15 protein-coding genes are annotated in these 15,126 nt (G+C 63.5%); 9 read left to right on the top strand and 6 right to left on the bottom strand.

The features are described from left to right. Positions 1-6 precede the first annotated feature (6 nt). From glgX to NF876_RS17975, 3 genes are all read left to right on the top strand, one after another. Positions 7-2,190, top strand: a complete 2,184-nt coding sequence (gene glgX, locus NF876_RS17985) for a glycogen debranching protein GlgX (RefSeq protein ID WP_262265737.1) — start codon at positions 7-9, stop codon at positions 2,188-2,190. 53 nt (positions 2,191-2,243) lie between these two features. Then, positions 2,244-2,687 carry a lipid-binding SYLF domain-containing protein gene (locus tag NF876_RS17980; RefSeq protein ID WP_262265738.1) on the top strand — a complete coding sequence of 148 codons (444 nt, stop codon included), beginning with the start codon at positions 2,244-2,246 and terminating at the stop codon, positions 2,685-2,687. Positions 2,688-2,787: 100 nt separating this feature from the next. After that, the gene (locus NF876_RS17975) at positions 2,788-3,777 is read left to right on the top strand and encodes a 2-hydroxyacid dehydrogenase (protein WP_262265739.1); all 990 of its coding nucleotides are present in this window, start codon (positions 2,788-2,790) and stop codon (positions 3,775-3,777) included. 205 nt (positions 3,778-3,982) lie between these two features. Here the strand turns inward: NF876_RS17975 and NF876_RS17970 are convergent, their stop codons facing one another. The 5 genes from NF876_RS17970 to NF876_RS17950 form a co-directional block, all read right to left on the bottom strand. Beyond that, entirely contained in the window at positions 3,983-4,501 is a 519-nt protein-coding gene (locus NF876_RS17970) for a GNAT family N-acetyltransferase (RefSeq protein ID WP_262265740.1), read from the bottom strand. A gap of 93 nt (positions 4,502-4,594) precedes the next feature. Then, positions 4,595-5,089 (bottom strand): hypothetical protein, encoded by a 495-nt coding sequence (locus NF876_RS17965; protein WP_262265741.1) that lies wholly within the window; start codon positions 5,087-5,089, stop codon positions 4,595-4,597. 67 nt (positions 5,090-5,156) lie between these two features. Further along, positions 5,157-5,615 (bottom strand): MaoC family dehydratase, encoded by a 459-nt coding sequence (locus NF876_RS17960; RefSeq protein WP_262265742.1) that lies wholly within the window; start codon positions 5,613-5,615, stop codon positions 5,157-5,159. A gap of 64 nt (positions 5,616-5,679) precedes the next feature. Then, a complete protein-coding gene (locus NF876_RS17955; protein ID WP_373371169.1) occupies positions 5,680-6,102 on the bottom strand; it encodes a hypothetical protein in 423 nt (140 codons plus the stop codon). 271 nt (positions 6,103-6,373) lie between these two features. Beyond that, positions 6,374-6,475 carry an ion channel gene (locus tag NF876_RS17950; RefSeq protein ID WP_262270118.1) on the bottom strand — a complete coding sequence of 34 codons (102 nt, stop codon included), beginning with the start codon at positions 6,473-6,475 and terminating at the stop codon, positions 6,374-6,376. A gap of 590 nt (positions 6,476-7,065) precedes the next feature. On the opposite strand from NF876_RS17950, the gene NF876_RS17945 reads away from it, so the two are divergent. From NF876_RS17945 to NF876_RS17935, 3 genes are all read left to right on the top strand, one after another. Beyond that, complete coding sequence (locus NF876_RS17945) at positions 7,066-7,632, top strand: HdeD family acid-resistance protein (protein ID WP_262265744.1); 567 nt, start codon at positions 7,066-7,068, stop codon at positions 7,630-7,632. A 498-nt stretch (positions 7,633-8,130) separates the two neighbouring features. Then, complete coding sequence (aqpZ, locus tag NF876_RS17940) at positions 8,131-8,883, top strand: aquaporin Z (RefSeq protein WP_262265745.1); 753 nt, start codon at positions 8,131-8,133, stop codon at positions 8,881-8,883. 343 nt (positions 8,884-9,226) lie between these two features. Beyond that, positions 9,227-9,553 (top strand): ATPase inhibitor subunit zeta, encoded by a 327-nt coding sequence (locus NF876_RS17935; protein WP_262265746.1) that lies wholly within the window; start codon positions 9,227-9,229, stop codon positions 9,551-9,553. A gap of 313 nt (positions 9,554-9,866) precedes the next feature. Here the strand turns inward: NF876_RS17935 and NF876_RS17930 are convergent, their stop codons facing one another. Continuing rightward, the gene (locus NF876_RS17930; protein WP_262265747.1) at positions 9,867-10,604 is read right to left on the bottom strand and encodes a response regulator; all 738 of its coding nucleotides are present in this window, start codon (positions 10,602-10,604) and stop codon (positions 9,867-9,869) included. Between the two features lie 235 nt (positions 10,605-10,839). Between NF876_RS17930 and NF876_RS17925 the strand changes: the two genes are divergently transcribed. From NF876_RS17925 to NF876_RS17915, 3 genes are all read left to right on the top strand, one after another. Next, positions 10,840-11,598, top strand: a complete 759-nt coding sequence (locus tag NF876_RS17925; RefSeq protein ID WP_262265748.1) for a helix-turn-helix domain-containing protein — start codon at positions 10,840-10,842, stop codon at positions 11,596-11,598. A 100-nt stretch (positions 11,599-11,698) separates the two neighbouring features. Next, a complete protein-coding gene (locus NF876_RS17920; RefSeq protein WP_262265749.1) occupies positions 11,699-12,160 on the top strand; it encodes a hypothetical protein in 462 nt (153 codons plus the stop codon). A gap of 114 nt (positions 12,161-12,274) precedes the next feature. Further along, positions 12,275-15,061 carry a hybrid sensor histidine kinase/response regulator gene (locus NF876_RS17915; RefSeq protein WP_315974873.1) on the top strand — a complete coding sequence of 929 codons (2,787 nt, stop codon included), beginning with the start codon at positions 12,275-12,277 and terminating at the stop codon, positions 15,059-15,061. Positions 15,062-15,126: the final 65 nt, after the last annotated feature.

Below are 15,126 nucleotides of genomic sequence, written 5' to 3'. Positions count from 1 at the left end.
CCAGGAATGAACCATTCGCGGGGCGGTTCGAGGCCGTCCATTGCTGAAGTGCATGCAAGGGATGTGACGCCCCTCGATTTCGAGGGAGCGTCCCTTCGGTCGGATGCGTTCCGCGCGCTCGCACCCGGAACTCCCACGCCCCTGGGAGCGACGCCTTGTGGCGGCGGTGTGAATTTCAGCGTGTTCTCGAAGCATGCCACCGGTGTCGAGCTGCTTCTCTTTGACAGTGCCGATCAAAAGGCAGCGCGTGTGGTCCGCTTGGATCCGACCACCAATCGCACGTATCACTACTGGCACATGTTCATACCCGACATTGCTGCAGGCCAGATCTACGGCTACCGAGCCCAGGGACCATGGGATCCTGCGAGTGGCATGCGGTTCGATCCCGACAAGATCCTCCTCGACCCCTACGGCCGCGGCGTCCTTGTGCCAAAAGGTTACAGTCGCGACGCGGCCCGGAAACCTGGCGACAATGCCCCGACGGCCATGAAGAGCGTGGTTGTGGATGCCACAGCCTATGATTGGGAGGGCGATGTGCCCCTGCGGCGGCCCTCCGCCCAGACCATCATTTACGAAATGCATGTGCGCGGGTTCACCCGCCATCCTAGTTCAGGCATCGATGAGAAGAGCCGTGGCACGTTCGCGGGCCTGATCGAGAAGATCCCTTATCTTCAACAGCTGGGGATCACCGCGGTGGAACTGCTGCCGGTGTTTCAGTTCGATGCTCAGGAGTGCCCGCCTGGCAAAGTCAACTACTGGGGCTATGCGCCCGTTTCCTTCTTCGCGCCGCATCAGGCGTACAGCTCACGCCAGGATCCGCTTGGGCCGGCGGACGAGTTCCGCGACATGGTCAAGGCGCTGCATCGGGCTGGCATCGAGGTAATCCTCGATGTCGTGTTCAATCATACCGCGGAAGGTGACGAGATCAAACCAACCCTGTGCTTCCGCGGGCTGGACAACACCGTCTACTACATTCTCGAGAAGGATCGATCCCGCTACGCCGACTACACCGGAACAGGAAACACCCTCAATGCTCATCATCCGGTCGTCCGGCGGATGATCCTGGATAGCCTTCGGTACTGGGTGGAGGAGATGCATGTGGATGGCTTCCGGTTTGATCTCGCGTCAGTTCTGGCACGTGACTCATCGGGCCAGCCGATTCCAAACCCGCCGCTCTTGTGGGACATCGAGTCAGATCCGGCATTGGCCGGGACGAAGCTCATCGCGGAGGCATGGGATGCGGCAGGGCTCTATCAGGTTGGCAGTTTCATCGGCGATAGTTGGAAGGAATGGAACGGACGCTTCCGGGATGATGTTCGCGCCTTCTTCCGTGGTGAGCCGGGATCCACGGCCCGGGTTGCGGATCGGTTGGTGGGAAGCCCTGAGATCTATGGCCACGAGGAGCGCGAGGTCGAGCAGAGCGTCAACTTCGTGACGTGTCACGACGGCTTCACGCTCAACGATCTCGTGTCCTATGACGTCAAGCACAATGAGGCGAACGGGGAAAACAACCGCGACGGCGCGGACGATAACCATAGCTGGAACTGCGGCGTGGAGGGGCCGACTGATGATCCGGCGATCGAGAGGCTGAGAAACCGCCAGGTAAAGAACTTCCTCACGCTTACGATGCTCTCGCTGGGCATGCCTATGATAACCATGGGTGACGAGGTCCGGCGCAGCCAGTTCGGCAATAACAACGCCTATTGCCAGGATAATGAAATCAGCTGGTTCGACTGGACGCTGGTCGAGAAGCATGCGGACATCCTCCGTTTTGTGACCCTGCTCAACGCACGTCGGATCCTCAGGACCAAGGCGCACGAGCGCCAGCGCATCTCTCTGAATCAGTTGATCCGGCAGGCGAGGAAGACCTGGCACGGCGTGAGGGTCGGCCAGCCGGACTGGAGCCACGATTCCCATAGCCTCGCGTTCGAGGTGGAGCTCCAGCAGGAGCAACTCCGTCTGTACCTTATTCTGAATGCCTATTGGGAGCCCCTGAGGTTCGAGTTGCCGCCGGTACCCGACCCAGGTACGGCCTCGTGGCGGAGATGGATCGACACCTCGCTGGATTCTCCGCAAGACATCGTCCCGTGGCAGACTGCTCCGTTGCTGCCGTATCAAACCTATCAGGCCGCGGCACGCTCTATTGTCGTCCTGTTCGGGGCTGTCGAGGATAGGCTGCTGTCCGCGTGAGTTCTGGGGGCATGTTTTAGTTCGTTTCCGCTCGCGAGAGGGGGGAGGGATCCATGCTCACATTCCAACAAGCGCTTCGGCGTGGTCTGGTTGCCCTGGCAGTGTTGATTTCACCGGTGCTGTTGATCCCGGGATGGGCCGCGACCGGGACGGTTCGCATCGAGGTCGTCAAGGCGGGGTTCATTGTCGGCGTCGGCGGCGGCAGGGGAACACTCGTCTTTCAGGGGCGGCGGTACCCGCTGAGCGTCGGCGGCTTAAGCCTTGGGGCGACGATTGGGGCGTCGAAGGCCGACCTGGTCGGTCGGGCCTACAACCTGCGTCGTGCCACCGACATTGTCGGCACCTATTCGGCTGTCGGCGGGAGCGTCGCCGTCGGCGGCGGCGCATCGGGAATCCGCCTGCAGAATGCCAGGGGCGTCGTTCTCGACCTGCGTGGCCGCAACATTGGGCTGGAGTTCAACGCGAACGTGAGCGGCGTGGAGATCGGCCTTCGCTGAACGCGAGCCGGAGCCGCCTTTGGCGATCAGCCGCCGCGACGACTGATCGCTGCGCTGCCTGTCAGTGAGGAGTCAAGGGCTTTAATCAGGGAGAGGCCAAATGCGAGTTGCGATCTTCAGCGCTCAGCGTTACGAACGCGCGCTGTTTGAAGAGGCGAATGTCCGTTACGGGCATGATCTCGTCTACTTCGATGTGCTGCTTGGACCCGAGACGGTTTCCTTGGCAGCGGGGTTCCCGGCTGTCAGCGTGTTCGTCAACGATGTTGTCAACCGGCATGTGTTGCGGCAACTCGCCGACGGCGGGACAAAGTTTGTCGCCACGCGCTCTACCGGTTTCAACCAGATCGACGTGCCTGCGGCGAAGGAAGTTGGTATAAGAGTTGTACGGGTGACCAACTACTCCCCGAACTCTGTGGCTGAATTCGCAGTCGCCTTACTTCTCGCCCTCAACCGGAAGATCCCGCGGGCCTATAACAGGACACGCGAAGGCAACTTCTCGCTCGACGGTCTGATGGGGTTCGATCTCGTCGGCCGGACGGTTGCCGTGATCGGCACCGGCAAGATCGGCAGGATCTTTGCCCGGATCATGATCGGCTTCGGCTGTTCCGTCATTGGCTTCGATGTCCAACGTTCAGCTGAATTCGAAGAGATCGGCGGCCGGTACGTTGATGCCGAGGGGATCGAAGGTGCCGACGTCATTTCTCTGCATTGCCCGTTGACGCCGGAGACGTACCACATCGTCAATGCAGGCACCCTTTCGCGCTTGAAGAGAGGCGCGCTCCTGATCAACACGAGCCGAGGAGGCCTTGTCGACACGGAGGCGGCGATTGAGGCGCTCAAGTCCGGTCAACTCGGCGGCATTGCGATTGATGTTTACGAACAGGAGGCTGGGCTCTTCTTCAAGGATTTGTCGAGCACCATTATTCCGGACGATGTAATCCAGCGTCTCGTGTCGTTCCCGAATGTGATCGTCACGGGCCATCAGGCATTCTTCACGCGCGAGGCTTTGGGAACAATTCTGGAGACGACCCTTGTCAGTGTGTCGGAGTTCGCGGCGGGTCGTCCGCTCGCAAACGAAATCCAACCCTGATCTTTTTCGGCTACTGTCGGATCGGGTTAGGCGACAGGATCATCCAGATGACCGCGGGCGCGGCCACCGCAGTGCGGACCGCGGCAGGGCTGGCGGTATTGACTCCTGTCACCTTCGTGATCCGCAAACTCGGCAAGGCCTTGGAGCCCATGTCAAGGAGCCGGGGCAGTCCGCTTCCCATGCCGTGGCGCCTCAGGCATAGGGTTCATGAGAGCTGAAGCATGACATGGGTGGCGTCCGGCTTCCGCCGCATCGTGGTCGCGAGCCCGCTGGTCCCGAACACCTTCAGCATCGCGGTGTTGTCAGGCAGGACATCGGCGGTCAGCTCACAGAGCCCGGCGTTGCGGGCCAGGGCCACAAGATGGCGCAGCAGAGCCGCGCCGATGCCCTTGCCCTGGTGGGCATCGTCGACCGCGAAGGCGATCTCGGCTTGACCGGGGGGCCCTATGATGTAGCGCGCCCCGCCGATGATCACTTTCTGTCCATCCTCCTCCAGTTCCGCGACGAGGGCGACATGGCTCACGAAGTCGACATCGACGTAGAAGTCGACCTCCTGGTCCGTGAAGCCACGCTTTAAGGCGAAGAAGCGCCGGTAGAGGGACTGGTCGCTGCTCCGGCCGACGGCAGCGAGCAGGCCAGCCCGGTCCTCAGGCTTGAGAGCGCGGATTTCCACCGGGCGCCCGTCACGCAGGTTCTCGCTCACCGCGTAATCTCTCGCCTGCACGACAGCCTCCTGATCTCCCGGCTCGAACTCAAGAGGCCTCCGTCCGACACCGACTGAAGGTCGGGCGACCTAGGCTCCGGCACGCGGGCATCCTCAATAGTACCGACGGTAGGCCACCCGGGGCCCGACGTAGCGCGGGCCGTAGTAGCCCCGGTATCCCCCATAATAGCGGGCCCCATAGTAACGCGGACCGTAGTAGACGCGCCGGGGATAATAACGCGGCCCGTAATAGACAGGGCGTGGGTAGTAGCGCGGAGCGTAGTAGACCGGCCGCGGATAGTAGTAGGCGGGGCGCGGGTAATAGTAGCCCGGCCACGGGCCATAGGCAGGATAGCCATAGCCATAACCGTAGGCCGGGTAGCCGTACCCATAGCCGTAGCCATAAGCGGGGGCCGTGGCCGCCGCGGTGATTAAACCGCCGAGGATCGCCCCGCCGATCAGCCCGGCAGCGACGGCGCCACCGCCGCCCCAGCCGCCGTGGCGGTAGTACCCGCCGTAGTATCCACCCCGCCAGTATTGGGCGTTTGCCGTCCCGACGCTGCCGGTCAGGATCAGGGCGGCCGCGGCGAGTGTTGCGAGTTTCTTCATGACAGCCTCCAAAGACTTCGTGCCACCCCCTGTCTCTTCGATGCTTCTTTTCGCCGTGCAGCTGCATTCATCGGTAATGCACCGCGATGAGCTCGGCCATGCAGGCCGGACGCTCGTGGTTCTCAATCTGAATCGTCACACCGTAAGTGATCCGCAAGCCGTTGCGCGGCGCGTCCTCCGTAGCCGCAATGGTAACCCGGCCACGCAGACGCGAGCCCGCCGGCACCGGCGCCAGATAGCGGATGCGGTTCGCTCCGTAATTCAGGGTGTTCTCCACCCCATCCAGGCGCATGACGGAGCGAACAAACACCGGTGCGAAGCTGAGCGTGAGCAGGCCATGGGCGATGGTGGCGCCGCCGGGCAGTTCACGCTGTGCCCGTTCGACGTCGACATGGATCCACTGGTCGTTGCCCCTAGCCAGGGCGAACTGATCGATCCGCTCCTGGGAGACCTCGACCCAGTCGCTGACCCCGACCTCCACCCCAACCGCCGCTTTGATTTCGCCAAAGTCTCTGAAGATCCTCATCCCGCACCGTGATCATCGAGGCTACTGCCCCAGACGTGTCTGCGAAAGCCGCCGTTCCCGGGGCTCATCGGGAGCAGCGCTGGTATTGGGTTCCCGTCGTGTCTTGGGCATTGAAGTAGCGCTTGAGTGAGCCGTCCGGTTGCGGGGCCATGAGAACCTGCACTTCGCTGCCCGATACGGCGTTGGCGCAATCGAGAACCAGAAGCTGACGGTCGCCGCTCGGCTTGACCGATTTGATGCGGCACGAGGCCTGGGGCGTCCTCAGGCGGCTTCCGGAGACGATGAAGGCGGGCGCGAAGATGTCGACCGGCTTCTTGAACGCGGTTCCTTTCCCTGCGGACGCGTAGATTTCGGCACAATCCCTGCCGGACAGCCAGGCGCCCTGATAGGCCGAAAGGCCTCCTTGAGCCATGGCGGCCGAGCCTACAGCGAATGCGGCAAAGCCCAGGCTAAGTCCGATGGCACCGGCAAGTCCCTGGTTTCGCATCGTGGTCTCCCTCCACACGACCTCGGTCCTCGATGTCCTCTGCCAGACGCACGCTCCCGGCTCGGATTGCCGCCCCAGGGGTCAGGAAGGGGCCATGAAATCACTCTAAGGCGGGCCTGGGCATCCCGCTTGACCGAAGGGGACAAATCCTTGGCAGTTTGAGCCAGCGGCGCCGGGTAATGGGATGCAGTTCAGTCCCGGCGGACCCGGTCGGTGATGTGCTCGTCCAACGCACCGGCGGCGGCAACGAAAATGCCGGTGGCGCAGATCACTAGGCCGTGGTGAAGAGCTTGCCCGCCGCTGTCCTCGGCACGGGATCGCCGTCGCCAATGGTGGCGATGGTGACCACAGCGAAGTGAGCCGAATCCAGCAAGTCCCAGCCCTCCACGGCGTAGAAGAGCGAGGCGACAATCACCAGGTGAAGGTCAGCGTCAGCAGTCCATGGACCGTCGGGTCGGCAAGGGACAGCCGCAGGCCGCAAGTGAGCCTCGCTACGTTCCGGAACGGCTTCACGGACGTTTCTCCCCCGCGGCGCTGCGGTCTCTGCTCGCCAAACTGGTCTCCCATCCGCTCCCCGCCGGACAGAAAAAGGCCAGTCCCATCCGCAGCGTGCTGGATGGGGCTGAGGTTACAAAGGCCAGGCGGGAGTGGGGACAGACGGCCTTTGCGAAACACAAGATGAGCGGGTGGGCCGGTCCTGCTTGATCATTCGGGACCGGCGCTTGGCATTTGTGGACTTATGCTCCTTTCGGAAGGCAGGCGGGGGCGTGGTAGCGCCCGACATGACTGGCACGAGGCCTGACACCCGTCGTGCCCTGTCGCAACCAATGTCCGTTTGGCATCATTGCATCCAGCGACTTGGTGGTGAGAGGCCCGGCCAGGCTCGCTTTCCTCATCGGCCTAAGTGAGCATCCGCGACGTTTGTGATAGGATCAAAGCCGTCTCGGGCGACGGAGCCATGTCATGGCCACAGACCTGCACGCTCATGCTGCAACGCCGACAGTCAGCCCTGTCTGGGGATGGCTGCTCGGGGTGGGCCTCCTCGCTCTCGTGCTGGGCGGCATCGGCCTGTATATCACCATCGCGTTCATCGCGGTCGGTCTCGCTTGGTACGGCCTCCTTCTGATCGTCGCTGGCATTGTCCAGACGGCCGAGGCAATTGCGGTCGCCGCGGCAGCCGACGGTTGGACGTCACGACTCCTGCGGCTCCTGCTCGGGCTGCTCTACATCGCGGCTGGACTGTATGCCATCTTCCAGCCCACCGGGACAGGCCTAGCTCTGACCCTGGTGCTCGGGATCCTGCTGGTAGCCTCCGGTGCGGTCCGCGCGGCTTGGATGCTCGCCCGCGAGGGCCGGCGCTCGCGCGGACTTGGTCTCATCCTCGCCGTCGGGTCGGCCCTGCTCGGCCTGTCGATGCTGGCGCAGTGGCCGCTGTCGGGCCTGTGGGTGATCGGCCTGTTTGTCTCTGCCGATCTGATCGCCTATGGGCTATCCTGGTGCTGGACCGCCTACGCCGGCGGGCGGCCATAGCGTCGGTATCGCGACGCTGTGCTCATGTGCCCTGACATCTTGGCGATGAGCACCTCCGGGCAGACAGTGGGCACATCCGCAACTGCGATATGGTGGTGGTGTTCGTCCGAGAACTGATTGACTCGTGTGCCGCGAACCGTGTGATCGCCCGGCGCAGGCCTGTAGCAATCTGATGTGACCGTGTTGGCGGCTGAAACTGTCAAGGGATTGTCCCGTCTGGTCAAGCGCCATGTCTCGGCAAGCCTATCGTAAGTCTGTAGGCGGTTGATGCTCGATGGATTTGAGGAGGACGACGGACAAGGCCGGCTCCTTCAACTCCACAAATACGCATCAGGGTCGCGCCCGCCTGTACTCTGCCAGAGCGATGCAAATCCCGGCGCCAAAAGCAACGGCGATTCCCATGTCGCACCTGGGCCTCCGACGGCCCCCTCTGATCGACAGCCTTGTCGACGTCGCTCCAGTACCCGAATGGTTTTGCGCAACTCCAGGGAGGATCACATGGACCTGCACAACACCCACAACATCCATAAGTGTGTTGCCGAAGGTATCGGCACCTTCTGGCTCACCTTCGCCGGCTGTGGCAGCGCCGTCATCGCGGCCGCCTTCCCGGAAGTGGGCATCGGGTTGCTTGGCGTCTCGTTTGCCTTCGGCCTCAGCGTGCTGACGATGGCCTATGCCATCGGCCACATCTCGGGCTGTCACCTCAACCCGGCGGTGACGGTCGGCTTGGCGGCAGGTGGACGTTTCCCGAGACAGGACATCCTGCCCTACGTCGTCTCGCAGGTGGTGGGAGCGGTCATCGCAGCCGCAGCCCTTTACGCCATTGCCACGGGTTCCCCCACCTTCGACGTGGCGAAGGGCTTTGCCGCCAACGGCTACGGCGCTCACTCGCCGGGCCAGTACAGCATGATCTCCGGCTTCGTGGCGGAGGTGCTTCTCACCATGATGTTCCTGTTCATCATCATGGGATCCACCCACGGCAAGGCGCCCGTCGGGTTCGCCCCGATCGCCATCGGCCTCGGCCTGACGCTGATCCACCTCGTTGGCATTCCGATCACCAACACCTCCGTGAACCCGGCCCGCAGCACCGGTCCGGCCCTCTTCGCCGGCGGCTGGGCGCTGGCGCAGCTTTGGCTGTTCTGGGTCGCACCGCTGATCGGCGGAGCCGTCGGCGGCGTGCTCTATCGCTGGCTCAGCGAGGAGCCCTCGGCTCAGGTCACGGGCGTCACGCCTCCGGCACCTGCCGAGTAGCGGGCGAATGGTCGTCCTGGATGCACAGTCGGTTCGTCCGGTGGGGCTGACGGACTTGGGCGCTCACGCGGTTAGGCAGGAACCCGACGAAGACCAACCCGACAACGGCTCGGCCGCGGGTAAGTCGGGCCGTCAAGCCGCACAGGTGAGATCGTCCGCTGCCCAGGGCAAGGTCGAAGCTGAACGAATTTCTCCGCGACCGTTGATCGGGCGATCAGGCTGTCGCCTCTGTCGCCGGCATACCATGGTCCCGACCTGGATCTCGTCCGACGACGCAATCCGCTCGGCCGCGGAGCCCGATCACCCGAAGGGACATTCAACAACGGCAATCGGAGAACTTCGAATGAGCAACTCCAAGGACGTGGAAAGGACCATCCTCCGAAACAAGCTCCTCGGGCGGTGGGCCGCCGAGAAGTTGGGGCTCAGCGGCGGCGACGCGGAAGCCTACTCGGACGCCCTTGCCAGGGACGCGGTCAATCCCGAGCGCAGCGACGTGCTCAGCAAGATCCGCAAGGACTTCGACGCTGCAGGCGTGGCCGAATCCAACGAGCGGATCCTCCACGTCATGAGTGAGCTCATGATCCAGGCCGGGAACCTGATGCCGACCGCACGGGGGGAATCCCTTGATGCCGCGGCGGTGGCGCTCGCGCGCAACCTCATGTCGCGATGAGGCTGGCTGCTGCATGCCATCGGCTGCTGGGCGACCAGCGCCGGTTGGGACCTTGGTCGGCCTGAGCCGCAGCCAGCGCCGCAGAAGATGTGGTCGCAACCCGCCTACGGGTGGAGGCGGCGACGCCAACGATTGTCCCCATCCCCGCAGGCGTGCAGACATGCGAGCCTTCACTGTTGTGGGGGCGGCAACCAGCCGGCAGACGATCACCTCGTTGGGTGCCCCTCCATCACTAAGTACAGGATTTCCGCCTTGCACTTGGACAGCCGGAAGCGCATCCACTGGAGCCTTCGCGGCTAACATGGGACTTGGTTTATCGGATGCGGGCGGTGAACACGTACCCTACGCCGCGGACGGACTTCACCAACGTCGGATGCTTGGGATCCGGCTCGATCTTGCGCCGCAGCCGTGCCACTTGGGCATCAATCGAGCGGTCAACGGCCTCCCACTGGCGGCCCCGTGTCAGGTCCATTAATTGGTCGCGATTGAGTACCCGGCCCGGATGCGTCGCCAAGGTCACGAGGAGGTCGAACTCGCCCGTGGTGAGCCCGATCTCCGAACCGTCCGGCGCCTTCAGTTCCCGCCGGCCGAGGTCGAGCTGCCAGCCCTCGAACCGGATCACGTCATCATTGTCGGCCTGGGGCCTCGAGAGCAGCTCCGCTGGCGCAGTCGGCCGCAGTCGGCGCAGGACGCTCTTGATCCGGGCGAGAACCTCCCGTAGGTGGAAGGGCTTGGCAATGTAATCGTCCGCTCCGACCTCCAGACCGACCACCATGTCCACCATGTCGGACCGGCCAGTCAACATGATGATCCCGATGGGCCCGGAGCCTGGCCGCGTCCTGATCGCACGGGCGAGCTGCAGCCCGTCCTCACCCGGCAGGACGAGATCCAAGAGAACGAGGTCGATATGCGTGCGAGCGAGACACTCGCCCATGGCTGCACCGTTCTCGGCCGAACTGACCTGGAAACCTTCATCGGTCAGATAGCGGGTGAGCATCTGCCGGATTTTGGCGTCGTCATCGACGATCAGGATGTGCGGCGCGTCCGTCATCTTGCCAAACGTCCATGGGGGATTGGGTCTGGACTGCTTCTCTTATCGCCGAAGCCGCCACGCTTGGGAACTCCCTCTGATTTGCCACGGTCGAGCTGATTGGCGCTGCCCGACTGACCTGCAAGCCTTTGTTACGATCTGTTACGAATGGGCACACAATAAGACATAGCCAAGGTACGTCTGTGACATCGGCCTGCTCTAGTCGGGACAACAGCGATCCTGACCGGAGCCTCCCATGTACGCCTCTCATCTTGTTCTCTCGGCCGACCGCGCAACCCTTCCGCCATTCGATCTGCCTTCAGAGGCCATGACCCTGGACTGTCTGTTCGCCCACCAGCCAATGGACAAGCTGGCCGTCGGCGAGGCCTTGTTTTGGGAGGGTGACATGGTTTCCAATATCTTCCAGATGGCTGAGGGGTGCCTGCGACTCTACCGCATCCTGCCCGATGGTCGGCGGGCGATCATGGGCTTCGTCTTCGCCGGTGAGCTGCTCGGGCTCTCCTGCCAGGGCACCTACCGCTACACCGCCGAGGCGATCACGCCCGTGCGGCTGCGTCGGCTCAGCCGCGCCCGCCTTAACGCGATGGGAGAGGGAGCCGAACAGTTGCGAGCGCTTCTCATGACGAGGATCTTCGAGGAAATGAGTGCCGCCCAGCAGCATATTGTCGTGCTGGGACAACTGGGGGCCGAGGAGCGGGTCGCTCACTTTCTGGTCTCGGCCACCTGCCGCACCGGGGCCAACCTGAAGAGGCCGGTGGTCGTCGAGCTGCCGATGACCCGCCAGGACATCGCCGATTATCTCGGCCTGACCGTTGAGACCGTCTGCCGCGTCCTGTCGAAGTTCAAGCGGGATGGGCTAATCGCCCCGGAGGGACGCCACATGCTGGTCCTACGTCGGATGAGCAGTCTGCAGGATCTCGCGGGCGAGGTTGATGACAGAGCGCTCTCGGAACGGCCCACTGCTGTCCAACGTCCTGCCGTGTGGCCGAACTAATGGATCGAGTCATGCGCCAGAGGCGCAAGGCCATCAATTCGGAGCGTGCCTCGCTCCGTCCGCCTTCAACACAGTCAACAACTGATAAGGGGAGAGAGTCATGACGTGGCAAGCTGTTACCGAAGAAAAAGTCAGGCTGACCTTCTCGCCCACTTACAACCTGTTCCGGCGCAAGCTGACCCCGGATCTGGGCTGTGCTGTGCCGGAGGACCGCCCAGTTCCAGCCTTCCTGGATGGATCCACCTGGGAATACGCCGGCACCCTGCGCCAGGATGACGTGCTTCCGCGTGGCTTCGAACCAACCGCGGCTGAGTGCGGCACTCGGTTGAACGGCTTCCACCTGTTCCAGATCATCGGTGCTGTCGCCGCCGGAGCCCCTATCGAGATCCGCCGATTTGGTGCCCCCGCCCACGCCTCGGCCGGATGGCTCCACGGGAGGATTGATCAAAGTCATCGACCGGCGGGCCAATTGCGGTCTCATTCTGCCTCTGCCCGTTGTCTGGAGCCATTGAAGGATCACTGGCAGACCGGCGGCGAAGCGGTTGTCGTGCCCGCGCCTTGACCAAGACCGCCCCCGCAGGGCTCACTTGTTCAGCCTCCGGTGATCCATTCAGGAACCGGAGGCGATTTCCGTTTCCGCCCCGAGAGGCTCGGGAGCTGCCAGGGATCAGGTCGCATGCGCCAGGATGGCAAAGAGCAGTCTTCGTCGGCTTTACCCGGAAGGCTGAGTGATCCGACTGATGGTTCGTGGCCCGGGAGGCGCCACGTAGACCGGTTCCAGTTAGTTTTCGACCAAGCGGCCGTCGGCATTGAACTGGTGGATTCCGACGGCCGACTTCTCGATGTCAATGATGCCGTGTGCGCCATGCTCGGCTACGGCAAGGATGAGCTGATCGGACGCAGCTTTGACGAGATCATCCATCCCGAGGACCTGCCTCGGGTGCGGGCGCTCTCCGCGCAGCTCATCGCCGGGGAGATCCCCAGCTATCGGCTCGAGAAGCGCTATCTGCGCAAGGACGGCACACCGATCTGGGTTCGCGTGACCTCATCCCGGGCTACCGACAGTCCGGGGCACGACTACCGGCTCTCCATTGTCGAGGACATCAGCGGGCGCAAGCAGGCTGAAGAGGTGCAGAGGGCGAGTGAGGACCGGCTGCGCACGGTGCTGGAGGCTATTCCGATCGGGGCCATCCTGTCGGATGCCGATGGCCGGGTGATCGAAGCCAACAAGGCTTATCTCGACCTGATCGGGCGCACTCAGGACGATCTTCTGTCGGGTCATGTGCGCTGGGACGAGATCACCCCACCTGAGTGGCTGGCCGCCGACGAGCGGGCGATTGCCGAGGCCCGTGCCCGTGGCATCTCGGGTATGTACGAGAAGGAGTATTTCCGCAACGGCGAGCGGATCCCGGTACTTCTGAGATTGGCAGCCGTGGATAATGGTCATGCCTTTGCGGTTTTCGTTCTCGACCTGTCAGAGCGCAAAGAAACCGAGGCGGCCCTCCGGGCCCGAACGACGGAGTGGGAAGCCCTGATCGAAACCGCGCCTGTGGCGGTGTGGTTCACGTATGATCCGGACCTGCGGGAGGTAAAGGCCAACCGGCTCGCCTCCGAGTTGCTCGACCTGCCCCTTGTCTTCAACGCGTCGGATGGACCGGCCCAAACACTGTCGCCTCGTCGCATCTTCCGGGATGACGTGGAGGTCTCGCCGGATCAGGCCCCGCTCCGCCGTGCTCTCCATGGGCTGGAGGTTCGCAACGAGGAATGGGCGGTCCGCTTCGAGGACGGGCGGAGCGTGAACCTTCTGTACAATGCCTCGCCCCTGCGAGATCGGACCGGCGCCGTGGTCGGAGCCATTGCCGCTGCGGTGGACATTACGGCCCGCAAGCGCTCGGAGGCCATTCTCCACGAGCGGGAGGCGCGGCTCCATTCCATTCTCGACACCGTGCCAGAGGCCCTGATCACGATAAGCGAGAAGGGCATCATCGAGTCCTTCAGCCGTTCGGCCGCGGCCCTGTTCGGCTACGAGGCTAAGGAGGTGGTTGGGCAAAACGTCAGCATGCTCATGCCCTCGCCGTACCGTGAGGAGCACGATGGCTATCTGGAGCGTTACCTGCGCACGGGCGAGAAACGCATCATCGGCATCGGCCGGGTTGTCAGCGGCCAGCGTAAGGACGGCAGCATCTTCTCCATGGAGCTCGCGGTAGGCGAGGTAACGGTGGGCGGACAGCATCTGTTCACCGGCTTCATCCGCGACCTGACCGCCCACCAGAAGATCGAGCAGGAGCTGCGGCAGGCCCAGAAGATGGAAGCCGTGGGCCAGCTCACGGGTGGGATAGCCCACGACTTCAACAATTTGCTCACCGTCATCCTCGGCAACCTCGAGATGCTGGAGATGCGGCTTGCCGACGAGCGCCAGCTGGAACTGGCGAAGGAGGCCCGTGAGACGGCGGAGCACGGTGCCCGGCTGACCGAGCGGCTGCTCGCCTTCGGGCGCCGGCAGCCGCTGCAGCCCAAGCTAACCGATGTCGGGGATCTGCTCGGCGAGATGACGCCACTGCTGCGACGCACTCTGGGCGAGACGGTGCGGGTCCGAAGCCGCTCCGACAATGACCTGTGGAAGGTGATGATCGACCCGAGCCAGCTGCAGAGCGCGATCCTGAACCTGGCGATCAACGCCCGCGATGCCATGCTCGGCGGCGGCCGGCTGACCATCACGGCCGAGAACGCAGAACTCGATGTGGACTACGCCCGCATGCACCCGGAGGTGCGGGCCGGGCGCTATGTGCTGATCGCGGTAACCGACACCGGCACGGGCATGCCCCGGGAGGTGCAGGAGCGGGCCTTCGAGCCGTTCTTCACCACCAAGGAGGCTGGAGCCGGCAGCGGGCTCGGGCTGTCGATGGTCTATGGATTCGTCAAGCAATCGGGCGGCCATGTGATGATCTACAGCGAGCCGGACCACGGCACGACCATCCGCATGTATCTGCCGCGGGTGGTGGTTGAAGGGGAAAAGCCGGAGGTTCGCCCGCCCGAGAGCCCGGTGGAAGCCTTCCGCGGACAGGGCGAGACTGTGCTGCTGGTCGAGGACGAGCCGCGAGTGCGGCGGATGACCATGGCCCGCCTGCAAGACCTGGGCTACCGCGCGTTGGAGGCAGCCAACGGTCCGGCGGCGCTGGGGCTGCTCGACCAGCACCCGCAGATCGACCTTCTGTTCACCGACATGGTAATGCCGGGCGACATGACCGGAGCCGATCTGGCCGAGGCCGTGCGGGCGCAACGGCCCGGGATCAAGGTGCTGTTCACCTCGGGCTACGCGGAGCCGGACGTGGTGCGGCGGGGGCAGGCGACCGAGGCCGGGTGGCTGAAGAAGCCCTACAGCATGTTGGAGCTTGCACGAACCCTCCGGGACGTTCTCAAACCGACGGTTTACCCAACAGGGCAGGGTGGACCGCCCTCCTGAAGGGAGCCGATCACAACAATATTCCAGCTTGGGCTGTTACGAACCGTCACGAAGAGGCACAAGAT

It is taken from the genome of Microvirga yunnanensis, from assembly GCF_025460875.1.
This window is presented reverse-complemented; position numbering and strand designations above follow the sequence as displayed.